The sequence below is a fragment of the Mycobacterium sp. genome (assembly GCF_035499775.1).
GTDB lineage: Bacteria > Actinomycetota > Actinomycetes > Mycobacteriales > Mycobacteriaceae > Mycobacterium.
Genome location: NZ_DATJYB010000093.1, coordinates 1 through 14,239, shown reverse-complemented (window position 1 = coordinate 14,239; position 14,239 = coordinate 1). Strand labels below are relative to the sequence as shown.

The following is a 14,239-nucleotide window of genomic DNA, read 5'->3' as shown; positions in this document are numbered from 1 at the left end:
GCCCAACCGCACGGCCGCGACGCGAGCCGGCTGCGCCGCGCGAAGGTAGGCGTGACCGCTGCCTTTATCGCTCACGCTGTGCTGTTTTCGTCGTGGGCGGCCCATATCCCGTACGTGAAGGCGCAGTTGGGCCTGTCCGATGCGGCGCTGGGAACGGCGCTGTTCGGTGCGCCGGTCGGCTCGCTGCTGGCCACTCTGCTCAGCCACTGGGCGCTGCCGCGCTGGGGTAGCCACCGGTTGGTTCCCATCACGGTCGCGGGCTACGCGTGCGTCGGCGTGACGGTAGGGCTGGCCACGTCGGGACCGTTGCTGTTCCTGGCGCTGGCCCTGTGGGGCATGTTCCAGGGTGCGCTGGACGTCGCGATGAACACCCAGGCCGCCACCGTCGAGCGGGTTGCGCAGGCTCCGATCATGTCGCGCTTCCACGGGATGTGGAGTGTCGGCGCGTTGCTGGGAGCCGTGATCGGCGCCGGGTCGGTCAGCGCCGGCATCGGTCTCACCGCCCAGCTCGCCGTTCTCGGGGTTGTCGTCCTGGTCGTGGTGGAAGCGCTGACCCGGCACCTGATTCCCGACGCCAGGCCGGCCGCTGTCGATTCAGACGCGGGCCCGGCGAAACGGGCCTGGCTGAACAGGACGGTGGCCGTCCTGGGAGCGGTCGCGTTTGCGTCCTTCCTGTGCGAAGGCGCCGCCACCGACTGGTCGGCCAACTACCTGCACGACGTCGTGGGCGCCGGTCCGGGCGTATCGGCGCTGAGCTATGCGGCCTACACGCTGATGATGGTCGTGACCCGGTTCGGCGCGCTGCGACTGCACTCGCGCGTCTCGGCCCGTCGGCTGCTTCCGGCGCTGGCGCTGCTCGCCGCGGTGGGCATGAGCGTGACACTGGCGACCGCCGACCCGGTGGTCAGCGTGATCGGATTCGCCGGCCTGGGAGCGGGCGTGGCGCTGCTGGTGCCGACCGCGTTCAGCGCCGCCTATTCGGCCAGTAGCGCCGGATCGGCGATCGCTCTGGTCGCCACGACGGGCTGGGTGGGCTACCTGCTCGGTCCGCCGCTGATCGGTCACCTCGCCGGGTGGGTCGGACTATCGGCGGCGCTGATCACCATCCCGGTGATGATCTCGGTCGCCGGCGCCGTCATCGGGTGTACCAGGGCTTTCGATGCGGCCGACGAATTCCACCGCGACGTGATGACTTAGGTGAGGTCCCACACTTGCACCAGGGTCCCGGCGGCTACTTCCACGACGTCTTCGGGAATGTCCAGCAGGCCGTTCGCCGACGCCAGCCAGCGCAAATGGTGTGAAGCGGGCGGGCCGTAGCTGGTCACGCTGGCTTGGTCTGCCGAGGTGTCGAGTACGGCGCGACGGAACTGCCGTTTGCCGCGCGGCGAGCTCAGCGTCTCGGTGAGGATCGCGGGCCGGTGCATCCGCTGCGGATCCGGGAGCCCCATCGCCCGGCGCAGCGCGGGGCGGATGAACACCTCGAAGGACACCTGCGCGCTGACCGGGTTACCGGGCAGGGTGACGATCGTCGTGCCGGCCACGCGTCCGACGCCCTGGGGCATTCCCGGTTGCATCGCCACCTTGACGAACTCCACCCCTTGGCCGCCGTCCCGGCCGAACGCGTCCTTGACGACTTCGTAGGCGCCCGCGCTGACGCCCCCGCTGGTGATGATCAGGTCGGCATCCGCGGCGTACCGGTCGAGGACGGTGCCGAACTGCGCGACGTCGTCGCCGGCGGTCCGGGTGGCGACCACCGTCGCGCCCGCGTCGCGCACGGCGGCGGCCAGCATGATCGAGTTGGACTCGTAGATCTGCCCTGGCCGCAGCGGGATGCCCGGCGGCACCAGCTCCGATCCGGTGGAAATGACCAGCACCCGCTGCCTGGGGATCACCGTCAGCTCGGCCAGTCCCAGCGCGGCGGCCAACCCGAGCACCGCCGGCGTCACGACCTGGCCCGCACGCAGCACCGTGGTGCCCGGGGCGACGTCTTCGCCGGCACGCCGGATGTGCGCGCCGGGCTGACGGGTCTGGCGGATCGTCACCCACTCCACCCCGCCGTCGGTGTCTTCGACGGGCACGACGGCGGTCGCCCCGGCCGGCAGCGGCGCGCCGGTCATGATGCGGTGCGCGGTGCCGGGTTTCAGCGTCAACTCGTCGGTGCGCCCCGCCGGAATGTCCTCGGCGACCGGCAGCACCACCGGGTGCTCCTCGCTGGCCTGCGATATGTCCTCGGCGCGTACCGCGTAGCCGTCCATCGCGGAGTTGTCGAAGACCGGCAGCGACAGCTGCGCGACCACGTCGTCGGCCAGGACCAGCCCCTGGGCCTCCGTCAGCGGAACCGCTCCCGCCGGGCGGGGCCGGATCATCTCGGCTACGACACGCTGATGTTCCTCGACTGACCGCATGCGGTCATTATCCGGCGGGCCAGCCGGGGCCGGGCTCGCCAGTGGTCGCCGCTCCCGACGTATGGTTGAGAACGTGATTACCGGGTTGGCCCACTCGGGGGTCTGCGTGCCCGACTGTGAAGCCGCGGTGGCGTTCTACCGCGATGTATTGGGCCTGCGTGTGCTGTCGCCGCCCTACGTGATGGCCGGTAACGCGATTCGCAACGATATGGGCGAGCTGGTGTCCGACCCCACCATGAAGGCGGCCATCGTCGGGTTCGGAGACGACGGCGACCGCGTCTTCGAGGTGATCGAGTACCTGAACCTCGAGGGCGGCTCCGGCGACCGGACCCTGACCGATCACGGGCTCTCGCACGTGGGGCTGATCTGCGACGACATCGACGCCACTCGGGCCGAACTGGAAAGCAAAGGGGTGCGCTTCCTGGTCAGCGGCATCGCCGACGTCGCACGGGTCCGCACCACCTGGTTCGTCGATCCCTGGGGCGTGGTGTTCATCCTGGTGGAGAAAAGCCGGCCCGAGCGACCCTACTTCGCGCAATGGGGGTGAAGTCGAGGGTTGCCGTCATCGGTGCGGGCGCCGGGGGCATCGCGATGGGCATTCAGCTGGCCGACGGCGGATACGACTTCACCATCTTCGACCGCGCCGACGGCTTCGGCGGGACTTGGCGGCACAACACATTTCCGGGTGCGGCCTGCGACGTCCCGTCGCATCTGTACTCGTACTCGTTCGCGCCCAACCCGCGGTGGAGCAAGACCTACGCGAACCAGCCCGAGATCCTGGCCTACTTGGAGAAGGTCGCCGCCGACCACGGGCTCGTCGCGCACCTGCGGCCCGGCACGGCGATCAGCACCCTGCGCTGGTCGGACGATCGGCGGACCTGGACGCTTGCTGCCGAGGACGGCTCCGAGCACGAGTTCGATGCGGTGGTCAGCGCCGTCGGCATGCTCGATGTGCCGCACATTCCGGACATAACCGGCGCGCAGCGGTTTCGCGGCCGGCAATTCCATTCGGCCCGTTGGGATCACAGCAAGTCGACGGCCGGGGAGCGGGTCGCGTCCCTCGGCACCGGCGCCAGCGCGATCCAGTACGTCCCGGCGATCGCGCGGGAGACGGCGCATCTGACGGTGTTCCAGCGGACCCCGATCTGGATCTCGCCGCGCTTCGACTTCCCGTTCACACCTGATCAGCACGAGTTGTTCGAACGCAATCCCGCCGAGGCGCAGAAACTGCGCGACGAGGCCTTCGATTCCTACGAGTCGTCCAGCTTCGACGTCGATGCCGCGCAGACGCGCGACGCGACCGACCTGGCCCGCAGCTACCTGATGCGCAAGGTCGCCGATCCCGAATTGCGTGCCAAGCTGACGCCGGACTATCCGGTCGGGTGCAAGCGGCCGCTGATGTCACGCGAGTGGTATCCGAGCTTCGCGTTGCCCAACGTCAGCCTGGAAACGACGGCGATCGCCGAGCTGACCGAACGCGGGGTGCGCACCGCCGACGGTGTCGAGCACCGCGTCGACACCGTCATCTACGGCACCGGGTTCAAGGCCGCCGACTACCTGGCCAGCATCGACGTGTACGGCAGCGGCGGCCGTCATCTTCGCGACGACTGGAACGACGGCGCCGAGGCCTACCTGGGCACGCTGGTCGCCGGGTATCCGAACTTCTTCATGCTCTACGGCCCCAACACCAACGGGGTCAATTCGATCCTGTACATCCACGAGGCGCAGACGAGTTTCATCCGCCACATCCTCGACGAGACGGGAAGCCAGGGGGCGCGGACCGTCGAGGTGACGCCGGCAGCGCAGCGGCGCTACAACGACGAGATCCAGCGCGCGATGCAGGGCAAGGTCTGGCTCGCTTGCACCAACTACTTCCGGCATCCCAGCGGGAAGGTGGTCACCCAGCTGCCCTACAGCGGCCGGACCTTCTACGAACGCACCCGCACGATGGTCGCCGAGGATTTCACGGTGCGGTAAGTGTGGCTCGGCCCTACTTTGCTCAGCCGAATTGCGCCTTGAGCCAGGCGATGATCTTCGGCACCACCTCGGGAGCCTTGCTCATCGCGACGTGGCCGGTGTCCTCGATCAGGTGCACCTCGGTGTTCGGGCGGCCCTGGAAGACCAGGGTGTCCGATTGCGGGATGAAGTAGTCGTCAGCCCCGTTGATCACCAGCATCGCCGAATTACGTTGCTGGGCAAGCAGATCCCGGCGGCGCAGCTGTGCCAGGCCGGTGCTCAGCTCGTCCAGGGTGGGCGAGTGGTCCCAATGCATCGCGTTGCCGACGATGTCATGCATGCCGTACGGCAGCCGCTGCACATTCTCCGCGTCGAACGCGTGATCAACCGGACCGCCGAGATCGACGGCGGCGTCGACGATGCCCGCCAGCCCCGACATCGCGGAGAAGTTGCCGCCGAACGAGACACCGAAGTGCCCGACCCGGCCGTTGCCAAGGGTCCGGGCGTAATCGGCAATGCCGCGGATCACCTCGTCGGCGTGCCCGTCGAGCGGGACCGCCGTTTCACCGGTGCCGGGGTGGTCGAACGCCAGGGTGGTCACCCCGGCGCCCATGGTGAAGCCGACCCACCACGGGTGGATGTCCATCTTCCAGGTGTCCACGCCGCCGCTGGCGATCAGCACCGGACGCGACGCGTAATCACCGTCGGCGGAGTACACGTGGACGGGCACCTCGACGGTGCCGCCGCGGTATTCGACCGCGACGATGCGCCGCTCGAAGTGCACCGGGAAGTCCTTGGCGGCCAACTCGAATTGTTCGAGCTGTCGTTGCATGGCCCGCTCCCGGGCCGGGTCGGTCAGGCAGGGGAATTTCGCGCAGCCGTAGACCATGGACGCCAGGTAGTGCTCGCCGCGGTCGGCGTACTCCTTGGCCAGTTGCGACCATTCGTAGACCCAGCCGCCGGGAGCGTCGGCCCACATGTCGGTGGTTGCCGCCGCGACGCGCTCGATGTCAGCGAGCGGGATGCCGAACTTCTCGAACTGGTGGGTGCGGTCCTCGAACATGTCCGCGGCCGAGACGGTATAGGTGTACATGGTGTTCAGCTCCTAATTGTTGCGAAGTAGTCGGCGACGGTAGTGGTGTCGTCGAGCGTGGCGACGGCGCCGATGTAGCCGTCCGGGCGGATCACTACTTGACCCCCATTCTCGAGCCCAAAGCGTTGTGCCACCAGGCCTTCCGGATCGGCGACGACGGCGTCGTATCCGGCGACCGGTGTGTCGTCAGTGCTCACCAACACCTGACGGTGCCCGTGGGCGCCCGAGGCCGGGACGGGTCCGGCGGCGATCGTGACGACGGTGTGACCGTCGGCGCCGAATTGTTTCTGTGCCGCCGCGTCGGACATGTGCGGAACATGGTCGCCGGCAGCGACTTTGGCGTGCCGGGGCCGCCGGTCGACCGCGATCGGACTGGTGCGGTAGTTGAGGTTGACTCCCGCGACGGTGTCGGCCATGAACCGTCGCGCCGCGGGGATCTGCGACGCCATGCGTATCGCCACGTTGCGGATCCGACCCGGCAGGCCGGACAGCGTGCCGGCGTTGGTGAGACGGTCGGTGAACTTGATGACCCCCTCGGCTACCGGCAGTCGCTCGGCCTGGTAGCTGTCGAGCAGGGTCTGGCCGGCTTCGCCGTGCACCACCGCCGCCAGCTTCCAGGCCAGGTTGAAGGCGTCCTGCATGCCGGTGTTCATGCCCTGGCCGCCGGCCGGGCTGTGGATGTGGGCGGCGTCGCCGGCCAGGAAAACTCGGCCGAAGCGGTAGGCGGGCACCCTGGCGTGGCGGATCTCGAAGCTGGTCAGCCAGTGCGAGCGCGTTATCCGGATGCCGCCGATCCGCCGGTCGAGGATTGCCTGCAGTTCGTCCTGCGTCGGGTTCGCGTCGATCGGGGTTCCGGGCGCGTCGTGCAACTCGGCGAGGAAACGCATCCGGTTGTCGCGCATCGGCAGCACCACCACACCCCCGTCGGGGGAAAGGAACGTGTGCATGGAGTCGAGGTCCAAGCTGTGCTCGGCGTCGACGTCGCCCAACAGGATGCGCTGGCCTTCGAAGCAACCCTCGAGTTTGGTGCCGACCATCTTCCGGACAATGCTGTGACCCCCGTCGGCTCCGATCACCCAGGAGGCGCTGACCTGCTCGGTCGATCCGTCCGCGTGCCGCAGGGTGACGTGCACGGCTTCGGCGTCTTGGCTCAGCGCCACCAACTCGACACCGCGGTCGACGGTCACGCCGAGCGACTCGAGGTGCTCGCCCAGCACACGCTCGGTTTCGGTCTGCGCGGTGGTCAGCGTGAACGGGAACGCGCTGTCGACGTCGGCGAGCGGCACGCGGAACAGCTTGCGGTGCCCGGCGTACAGCTGCATCCCGTGGGCCTTGATCCCGGTGCTCACCAGCTCGTCGACCAGGCCCATCCGGGCGAACATGTCCAGGCTGCGGGGGTGCACCGCGATTGCGCGGGACTGGTCGGTGGGTTGGGCCAGCTTGTCGATCACCCGCACGCGGACGCCGCGTCGGGCGAGTTCGGCGCCGGCGACCAGGCCGACGGGCCCGGCGCCGACTACGAGGACATCGGTGGTGTGCATTTCTCCTCCTGGTTTTTCACGCCTTGTTGAAACTTTGTTTCACGGTACGTTGAAAATAGTCTCAACGCAAGAGGAATTTCACGCTATGATGAAACTTATGGCTGAGACCTCCAAGAAGGCGATAGCTCCCGGTCCGCGCGATGAACGCGGGGTGCTTTCCGCTCGGATCGCTGCGGCCGCCCGCGACGAATTCGCCGAGCACGGCTGGGCCGGCACCACGATCCGGGCGGTCGCGCGGGCGGCAGACGTGGACCCCGCGCTGGTCTATCACTACTTCGGATCCAAGGAAGGTCTGCTGGACGCCGCGACAAACCCGCCGCAGAAATGGCTGGAAAACATCGCCAAGGTGTGGACGACGCCGGTCGAGAGGCTCGGCACGGCACTGATCGAGTTGCTGCTGGCCAGCTGGGCCGACGACGAGGTCGGGCCGACGCTGCGGGCCATCCTGCAGACCGCCGCGCACGAGCCGGCAACCCGCGAGAAGCTGCGACGCGTCGTGGAGGGCAGCCTGATGGGTGTCTCGCACCTCGGCACCGACGAACGCGACCGCCTGGTCCGCAGCGGGCTCGTCTCGTCGCAGATGATGGGCTTCGGGTTGATGCGCTACGTCTGGAAGATCGAGCCCATCGCGTCACTGTCGGACGAGGAGGCGATCGCCGCCGTCGGTCCCAACTTGCAGCGCTACGTCAACGGTGACCTGACGGCCGGACCGTGAGCAGACGCAGAATCGCATGATTCGCCACGCAGGCGTGCGATTCTGCGTCTGCTCGCGGGCCTAGATCGGGTCGTGACGGACATCCACTCCTGGCGTTCGTCGTCGGTCATGTCGGCCAGCGCAGCGAAACCTTCGAAGTAGGCCTCGCGCGGAGCGCCGGGAGCGAACAGCACCAGCACCGATGCCGGTTCGTCGGCCTCGTTGCGGAAACCATGAATGCCGCCGGGCGGGACATACAGGAAGTCGCCCTGGTGGCCATCGAACCAAGCGGTGCCGTCATAGAGCCGCATCGTCCCGGACAGCACGAAGAAGGCCTCGGACATGGCGCGGTGGAAATGCGGTCCGGGCCCACCACCGGCCGGGTCGATGTCGACTCGGTACAGCCCGTAATCGCCGCCGCTCGCCTCCTGGTTTGCCAGGTAGCGGTGCTTGGTCCCGTGCCATTCCCAGTCCGGCGGCGAGTCGGCGGGCCTGAGCCAGGCGCTGACCTCGGGCTTGTCCTTGGTGTATCGGGGCGGCGGGTAGGGCGGCACCACAAGGGACATATTTCCAGTGTGGCCTGGGGTCGCCTCAGGGCTCGCGCGGGACTGGCCGGGCCGCCGGGGTGACTTTCGGGCCTTGGCGGGCACAGTGGCCACGGCCTCGACGTAGCATCGCTGCCGTGGCCAGTTCGTCCGCCGAGGAACGAGTAAGGGCGCAAAGGCTTCTCGACGCCCAGCACAAGGCTGCGAGCCTGTTCGACGAGATCGAGCGCCGCGGCATGATTCGCGCCGGAATCGGCGAGCAGCAGTTGTCCGACCAGATCCGCGATCTTGCCGCCGACATGCTGGGAGTCACCCGCCATTGGCATCGACGGATTGTGCGAGCCGGCGTGAACACGCTGCAGCCCTTCAAGGAACATCCGCCGGATCGGGTGATCGCCGACGACGACATGGTGTTTCTCGACCTCGGCCCGATCTTCGAGGAGTGGGAGGCGGACTTCGGGCGAACGTTCGTCCTGGGTCCGGACCCGGACAAGGCGGCACTGCGGGATGCGCTGACGCGGGTGTGGCAAGCGGGCCGTGAGCATTTCGAACGCTCCCCTCAGATCACCGGCGCCGAATTGTTCGACTACAGCGTCGAGTGCGCCCGCGTCGAGGGTTTTGAGTGGGGCAGCCCCATCGCCGGCCACCTCGTCGGGGAGTTTCCGCACCGGAAGATCGCCGGCAGCGGCGTCGAGTGGTACATCGCCCCGGGGTCGAACAAGCCGATGCGGCGCAACGACCCGCTGGGGCGCCGGTGCCACTGGATCCTCGAGATTCATCTCGTCGACCGGGCCCGCGGCTTCGGAGGCTTCTACGAGCAGCTCCTGGACCTACCCTGATTCACGTACCAGCACCCATTTTGGGGCCAAAATGGGTGCTATTGCGCCTGCTCGCGAGGCTCAGCCCACCGGATAGACGACCCCGGTGAGCTTTTCGGACACCGCCCACAGCCGGCGTTGCACGTCGACGTCATGGGACTTGGCGCTGGACCCCACCACCTTGGGGTAGCCGCGCTGTTGGCCGAAGCCGTCGGGGCCGTAGTACTGCCCGCCGAGCACCTGCGGGTCGGTGGCCGCCCGCAGCGTCGGCAGCGCCCCCATCGCCGCGTCCTGAAGCAGCGGTTCGATCACGACCGACGCCCGCGCAACCACGGACGGCAGGTTGCGCATCAGCTCGGTGCGCGAACCGCCGGGGTGGGCGGCCGCGGCGATCGTCGTCCCGCGTGGTGCCAGCCGACGCTGCAGTTCATAGGTGAACAGCAGGTTGGCGAGCTTGGCCTGCCCGTAGGCCGCGACGCGGTTGTAGCTGCGCTCCCATTGCAGATCGTCGAAATGAATGTCGGCGCGGATGCGATGGCCCACGCTGCTGACCGTCACAACCCGCGAGCCCGCGACCGGCAGCAGCCGGTCCAGCAGCAGGCCGGTGAAGGCGAAGTGGCCTAGGTGGTTGGTGCCGAACTGCAGCTCGAAGCCGTCCTTGGTGGTCGACTTGGGCGTCCACATCACGCCCGCGTTGTTGATCAGCAGGTCGATGTGGTCGTGGTCGGCGCGCAGTTGGTCGGCTGCGGTCCGGACGGACTCCAGCGACGTCAGGTCGAGCTCCTGCAGCGCGACGTCGGCACCCGGGCTCTTGGCGGTGATCGCCGCGGCGGCGTCCTTGCCTTTGTCGAGATTGCGCACCGCCAGCACGACGTGGGCACCGTGCTCGGCGAGTGCGGCGGCGGTCTCGTAGCCGAGGCCGGTGTTGGCTCCGGTGATGACGGCGACGCGACCCGATTGGTCGGGAATGTCTGCGGTGGTCCACTTGGCCATGGGAAACTCCTCGTTAGAATGGGCTAAACGGGGCGATCGCTCCGTTTGATCGAGACTATACGGAACGTACGCCCCGCTTTGTCAAGAGGTGTTGAGATGGCACAACCGTCCCGGCCGTTACGCGCCGATGCGGCGCGCAACCGCACGCGTGTGCTCGAGGTCGCCTACGAGACGTTCGCGGCCGAGGGCCTGTCGGTGCCGATCGACGAGATCGCCCGGCGCGCCGGTGTCGGGGCCGGCACCGTCTACCGGCATTTCCCGACGAAGGATGCGCTGTTTCAGGCGGTGATCGAAGACCGGATGCAACGCCTCGTCGACGACGGGTACGCCCTGCTGGAATCTGCCGGGCCCGGCGACGCACTCTTCACCTTCCTGCGCTCGATCGTGCTGCAGTGGGGCGCCACCGACCGCGGCCTGGTCGACGCGCTGGCCGGATTCGGCATCGACATCACCCGCGCCGCGCCCGAGGCCGAAGACGCGTTCTTGGCGGTGCTCGGCGAGCTCCTTCGCGCAGCGCAGGAAGCCGGCACCGCGCGGCCCGACATCAGCGTGCGCGAGGTGAAGACGATCCTGGTCGGATGCCAGGCGATGGAGGCGTACAACTCGGAACTGGCCGAGCGGGTGACCGACGTCGTCGTCGACGGTTTACGCTCTCCGCGATAGTCGGCCCCTTTCTTGCACTCGTCATAGGCGAGTGCTAAGAATGACGTTGGCACTCGCGACTGGCGAGTGCTAGGTCGGGACGGTGAGGCCAGCTCTGGTCGTCCGTCGCGGGCACTGCGCCCGGCCAGCGTAAGTAACGGGGTTGCCGCCATCCGGTGGCCCTCGTTTCATTCCCAATCCGGAGGAATCACTTCGCAATGGCCAAGCAAATTGCGTACGACGAAGAGGCCCGCCGCGGCCTCGAGCGGGGCCTGAACGCCCTCGCCGACGCGGTACGGGTGACGTTGGGCCCCAAGGGCCGCAACGTCGTCCTAGAGAAGAAGTGGGGTGCCCCCACGATCACCAACGATGGTGTGTCCATCGCCAAGGAGATCGAGCTGGAGGACCCGTACGAAAAGATCGGCGCCGAGCTGGTCAAGGAAGTCGCCAAGAAGACCGACGACGTCGCCGGCGACGGCACGACGACGGCCACGGTGCTGGCCCAGGCGCTGGTGCGCGAGGGCCTGCGCAACGTCGCGGCGGGTGCCAACCCGCTGGGCCTCAAGCGCGGCATCGAGAAGGCGGTCGAGAAGGTCACCGAGACCCTGCTCAAGTCCGCCAAGGAGGTCGAGACCAAGGACCAGATCGCAGCCACCGCTGCGATTTCCGCGGGCGACCAGTCGATCGGTGACCTGATCGCCGAGGCGATGGACAAGGTCGGCAACGAGGGCGTCATCACGGTCGAGGAGTCCAACACCTTCGGCCTGCAGCTCGAGCTCACCGAGGGCATGCGGTTCGACAAGGGCTACATCTCGGGCTACTTCGTCACCGACGCCGAGCGTCAGGAAGCGGTCCTCGAGGACCCCTACATCCTGCTGGTCAGCTCCAAGGTGTCGACCGTCAAGGACCTGCTGCCGCTGCTGGAGAAGGTCATCCAGGCCGGCAAGCCGCTGCTGATCATCGCCGAGGACGTCGAGGGCGAGGCTTTGAGCACCCTGGTCGTCAACAAGATCCGCGGCACCTTCAAGTCGGTGGCTGTGAAGGCCCCCGGCTTCGGTGACCGCCGCAAGGCGATGCTGCAGGACATGGCCATCCTCACCGGTGGTCAGGTCATCAGCGAAGAGGTCGGCCTGACCCTGGAGAACGCCGACGTCTCGCTGCTGGGCAAGGCTCGCAAGGTGGTCATCACCAAGGACGAGACCACCATCGTCGAGGGCGCCGGTGACCCCGACGCCATCGCCGGACGGGTGTCCCAGATCCGCGCCGAGATCGAGAACAGCGACTCCGACTACGACCGCGAGAAGCTGCAGGAGCGTCTGGCCAAGCTGGCCGGCGGTGTTGCAGTGATCAAGGCCGGGGCTGCGACCGAGGTCGAGCTCAAGGAGCGCAAGCACCGCATCGAGGACGCGGTCCGCAACGCCAAGGCGGCCGTCGAGGAGGGCATCGTCGCCGGTGGTGGCGTGGCCCTGCTGCACGCGGCCCCTTCGTTGGAGGAACTGAACCTCTCCGGCGACGAGGCGACCGGGGCCAACATCGTGCGCGTGGCGCTCGAGGCTCCGCTGAAGCAGATCGCCTTCAACTCCGGGCTGGAGCCCGGCGTTGTCGCCGAGAAGGTCCGCAACTCGCCCGCCGGTACCGGCCTGAACGCGGCCACCGGTGAGTACGAGGACCTGCTGAAGGCCGGCGTTGCCGACCCCGTGAAGGTGACCCGTTCGGCGCTGCAGAACGCGGCGTCCATCGCGGGCCTGTTCCTGACCACCGAGGCCGTCGTCGCCGACAAGCCGGAGAAGGCGGCCGCTCCCGCGGGCGACCCGACCGGCGGCATGGGCGGTATGGACTTCTAAGTCCCAGCTACGAAAAAGCCCGGCTCCCAAGAGGAGCCGGGCTTTTTCGTGAGCGGCGTTCGCCGAGTGTGAAGCCAGCCGCACAGTCGACGCTGAGCGTGCGGCCAGCTTCACGTTCGGCGGCTGTAGGTTCGAACGTGTGGCCCTTCCGATTCCATCACCCACCAGCACCGCCGTAGTTACCGGCGCTTCGTCGGGCATCGGCGCTGACATCGCCCGTGAGCTCGCCGATCGCGGGCACGGCGTCACCCTGGTCGCCCGCCGTGAGGACCGGCTGCGTCAGCTGGCCGACGAGCTGGCGGGCAACGTGCGCGTGGAACTGATCGCCTGCGACGTCGCAGACGCGGCAGCGCGCGCCAACCTGTTCGACGAGATCCAAAGCCGCGGGCTGACCGTCGACATCCTCGTCAACAACGCCGGCATCGGCACCCTGGGCTCGGTGACGAAAACGACGGTCGCCGATGAGATCGCGCAGGTGCGGGTCAACGTCGAGGCCGTCGTCGACCTGAGCACCCGCGCGGTCCAGCAGATGGTGCCCCGCGGAAGAGGCGCAGTCCTCAACGTCGGATCCACGGCGGGCTATCAACCCTTCCCCGGGCAGATCGGTTACGCGGCCACCAAGGCGTTCGTGAATAACTACACCCAGGGGCTGCGCGGTGAACTCGCCGGCACCGGAGTAACCGTGGCGCTGCTGTGCCCGGGACCGGTGCGCACCGAGTTCATGAAGAGCGCCGGCATGGACGAGCGAGACTTCGCGGACGCGTTCCCGAAGGTCCTGTGGAAGCCGTCGCGGGAGGTGGCGCGCGCCGGAGTCGACGCGCTAGAACACGACCGCGGAACGGTGATTCCCGGGCTGCCGAGCCAAATCATGACCCGCCTGTTTCAGTTCATGCCGCGACGGCTGCTGCTGCCGGCATTGAACAGTCAGCATCCGAGCCTCAAAAGGGACCGGTCAGTGCGCTGACGGCCAGGGCCTCATCCAGCCCTCCAGCGGGAGCGCCAGCGCGTTGCACAGCGTGCAGATCGTGCGATACCAGCCGACCGCGGTAAGCAATTCGATTCGTTGCTCGTCGGTAAGGAAGTGCCCCAGTGCTGTCCAGGTCGCCTCCGACCACGACCCGGTGCGCTCCAGTTCGTCCACCGCCTCGATCAGCGTCCGTTCGGCGGGCCGCCACCGCGGATCGTCGGCACGGCCGGTGACCAGCGCGTCGCACTCGTCGTCGCTGACCCTGGCGATCGGGCCCCAGAACGCCGCCTGCCCGCCCCACTCGTACTCGCAGCCCACCAGTGCACAGATGCGCAGGATCGCGATCGTCCGCGTCCGGGGTGGCAAAAGCGCTGCGACATATAGGGATTCACCGAGCTTGCGCAACCGGGTAGCCAGCGACGGATGTCGCTGCAGACAGCGCACCAGAAGCAGCGGCTCGTAGGTGCGGTCCGGATGACCCCAACTGTTGATGCTCGCGGCATCTTCCTCGCTCCACGGCGCAGCGAGCGGTGCGATACGGCTCACGCCGGCTTGCTGAACACGACGCAGTCGTGCAGGCAGCCCTTGGCCGCCGAGGGAGAGTCGGCCTCGCGGTGCAGCAGGGCGCGGGTGGGTACCACGCCGCACCGGGCTGCTTCGGCGCCGGCATCGGAGATCTCAGCACACCCGTCGACGATCAACGAGTAGCCGCCCGGTTCGGGCGGGGGCCAGAGCAGGGTC

General features: G+C 68.0%; 13 protein-coding genes and 2 pseudogenes. 8 read left to right on the top strand and 7 right to left on the bottom strand.

Translation table 11 applies throughout. From position 1 onward, the window contains the following. The first annotated feature begins 30 nt into the window (after positions 1-30). Positions 31-1,197: an MFS transporter gene (locus VML93_RS05825; protein WP_325608669.1), complete on the top strand. Its 1,167-nt coding sequence runs from the start codon at positions 31-33 to the stop codon at positions 1,195-1,197. Here the strand turns inward: VML93_RS05825 and glp are convergent. Continuing rightward, the gene (gene glp, locus VML93_RS05820; RefSeq protein WP_325608589.1) at positions 1,194-2,405 is read right to left on the bottom strand and encodes a gephyrin-like molybdotransferase Glp; all 1,212 of its coding nucleotides are present in this window, start codon (positions 2,403-2,405) and stop codon (positions 1,194-1,196) included. The two genes, VML93_RS05825 and glp, sit on opposite strands and share 4 nt — an antisense overlap. Before the next feature lie 73 nt (positions 2,406-2,478). Here glp and VML93_RS05815 point away from each other — a divergent pair, with 73 nt between their 5' ends. Together VML93_RS05815 and VML93_RS05810 are read left to right on the top strand one after the other, a co-directional pair. Continuing rightward, the gene (locus VML93_RS05815; RefSeq protein WP_325608587.1) at positions 2,479-2,952 is read left to right on the top strand and encodes a VOC family protein; all 474 of its coding nucleotides are present in this window, start codon (positions 2,479-2,481) and stop codon (positions 2,950-2,952) included. Then, positions 2,943-4,382 carry an NAD(P)/FAD-dependent oxidoreductase gene (locus VML93_RS05810; RefSeq protein WP_325608583.1) on the top strand — a complete coding sequence of 480 codons (1,440 nt, stop codon included), beginning with the start codon at positions 2,943-2,945 and terminating at the stop codon, positions 4,380-4,382. Before VML93_RS05815 ends, VML93_RS05810 begins: the two co-directional genes overlap by 10 nt. Before the next feature lie 22 nt (positions 4,383-4,404). Here the strand turns inward: VML93_RS05810 and VML93_RS05805 are convergent, their stop codons facing one another. Together VML93_RS05805 and VML93_RS05800 are read right to left on the bottom strand one after the other, a co-directional pair. Then, a complete protein-coding gene (locus VML93_RS05805; RefSeq protein WP_325608581.1) occupies positions 4,405-5,454 on the bottom strand; it encodes an alpha/beta hydrolase in 1,050 nt (349 codons plus the stop codon). Between the two features lie 5 nt (positions 5,455-5,459). Beyond that, positions 5,460-6,995, bottom strand: coding sequence for an FAD-dependent monooxygenase (locus VML93_RS05800; RefSeq protein WP_325608579.1), 1,536 nt, complete (start codon positions 6,993-6,995; stop codon positions 5,460-5,462). Positions 6,996-7,092: 97 nt separating this feature from the next. Between VML93_RS05800 and VML93_RS05795 the strand changes: the two genes are divergently transcribed. Next, positions 7,093-7,710, top strand: coding sequence for a TetR/AcrR family transcriptional regulator (locus tag VML93_RS05795; protein ID WP_325608577.1), 618 nt, complete (start codon positions 7,093-7,095; stop codon positions 7,708-7,710). Between the two features lie 83 nt (positions 7,711-7,793). Here the strand turns inward: VML93_RS05795 and VML93_RS05790 are convergent. Next, positions 7,794-8,255, bottom strand: a pseudogene (locus VML93_RS05790) (cupin domain-containing protein); the annotation flags it as partial. A 116-nt stretch (positions 8,256-8,371) separates the two neighbouring features. Here VML93_RS05790 and VML93_RS05785 point away from each other — a divergent pair. Further along, a complete protein-coding gene (locus VML93_RS05785; protein ID WP_325608575.1) occupies positions 8,372-9,073 on the top strand; it encodes a M24 family metallopeptidase in 702 nt (233 codons plus the stop codon). Between the two features lie 60 nt (positions 9,074-9,133). On the opposite strand, the gene VML93_RS05780 is transcribed toward VML93_RS05785, so the two are convergent. Beyond that, on the bottom strand, positions 9,134-10,045 hold the full coding sequence (locus tag VML93_RS05780) for an SDR family NAD(P)-dependent oxidoreductase (RefSeq protein ID WP_325608573.1): 912 nt from the start codon (positions 10,043-10,045) through the stop codon (positions 9,134-9,136). Between the two features lie 96 nt (positions 10,046-10,141). Here VML93_RS05780 and VML93_RS05775 point away from each other — a divergent pair, with 96 nt between their 5' ends. The 3 genes from VML93_RS05775 (at position 10,142) to VML93_RS05765 (ending at position 13,495) form a co-directional block, all read left to right on the top strand. Beyond that, positions 10,142-10,708, top strand: a complete 567-nt coding sequence (locus VML93_RS05775; RefSeq protein WP_325608571.1) for a TetR/AcrR family transcriptional regulator — start codon at positions 10,142-10,144, stop codon at positions 10,706-10,708. Between the two features lie 197 nt (positions 10,709-10,905). Further along, on the top strand, positions 10,906-12,531 hold the full coding sequence (groL, locus tag VML93_RS05770) for a chaperonin GroEL (protein ID WP_325608569.1): 1,626 nt from the start codon (positions 10,906-10,908) through the stop codon (positions 12,529-12,531). 139 nt (positions 12,532-12,670) lie between these two features. Continuing rightward, positions 12,671-13,495, top strand: coding sequence for an SDR family oxidoreductase (locus tag VML93_RS05765; protein WP_325608567.1), 825 nt, complete (start codon positions 12,671-12,673; stop codon positions 13,493-13,495). On the opposite strand, the gene VML93_RS05760 is transcribed toward VML93_RS05765, so the two are convergent. Together VML93_RS05760 and VML93_RS05755 are read right to left on the bottom strand one after the other, a co-directional pair. Further along, positions 13,484-14,044 (bottom strand): carboxymuconolactone decarboxylase family protein, encoded by a 561-nt coding sequence (locus tag VML93_RS05760; RefSeq protein WP_325608564.1) that lies wholly within the window; start codon positions 14,042-14,044, stop codon positions 13,484-13,486. The two genes, VML93_RS05765 and VML93_RS05760, sit on opposite strands and share 12 nt — an antisense overlap. Continuing rightward, a pseudogene (locus VML93_RS05755) lies at positions 14,041-14,239 on the bottom strand (pyridoxamine 5'-phosphate oxidase family protein); the annotation flags it as partial. The pseudogene VML93_RS05755 and the gene VML93_RS05760, both read right to left, overlap by 4 nt.

Excerpts from the sequence above, each read along its gene's own strand:
- VML93_RS05810 (WP_325608583.1), top strand. The coding sequence starts at position 2,943 with ATGGGGGTGAAGTCGAGGGTTGCCGTCATCGGTGCGGGCGCCGGGGGC.
- VML93_RS05795 (WP_325608577.1), top strand. The coding sequence starts at position 7,093 with ATGGCTGAGACCTCCAAGAAGGCGATAGCTCCCGGTCCGCGCGATGAA.
- VML93_RS05805 (WP_325608581.1), bottom strand. The coding sequence starts at position 5,454 with ATGTACACCTATACCGTCTCGGCCGCGGACATGTTCGAGGACCGCACC.
- glp (WP_325608589.1), bottom strand. The coding sequence starts at position 2,405 with ATGCGGTCAGTCGAGGAACATCAGCGTGTCGTAGCCGAGATGATCCGG.
- VML93_RS05775 (WP_325608571.1), top strand. The coding sequence starts at position 10,142 with ATGGCACAACCGTCCCGGCCGTTACGCGCCGATGCGGCGCGCAACCGC.
- VML93_RS05800 (WP_325608579.1), bottom strand. The coding sequence starts at position 6,995 with ATGCACACCACCGATGTCCTCGTAGTCGGCGCCGGGCCCGTCGGCCTG.
- VML93_RS05780 (WP_325608573.1), bottom strand. The coding sequence starts at position 10,045 with ATGGCCAAGTGGACCACCGCAGACATTCCCGACCAATCGGGTCGCGTC.
- groL (WP_325608569.1), top strand. The coding sequence starts at position 10,906 with ATGGCCAAGCAAATTGCGTACGACGAAGAGGCCCGCCGCGGCCTCGAG.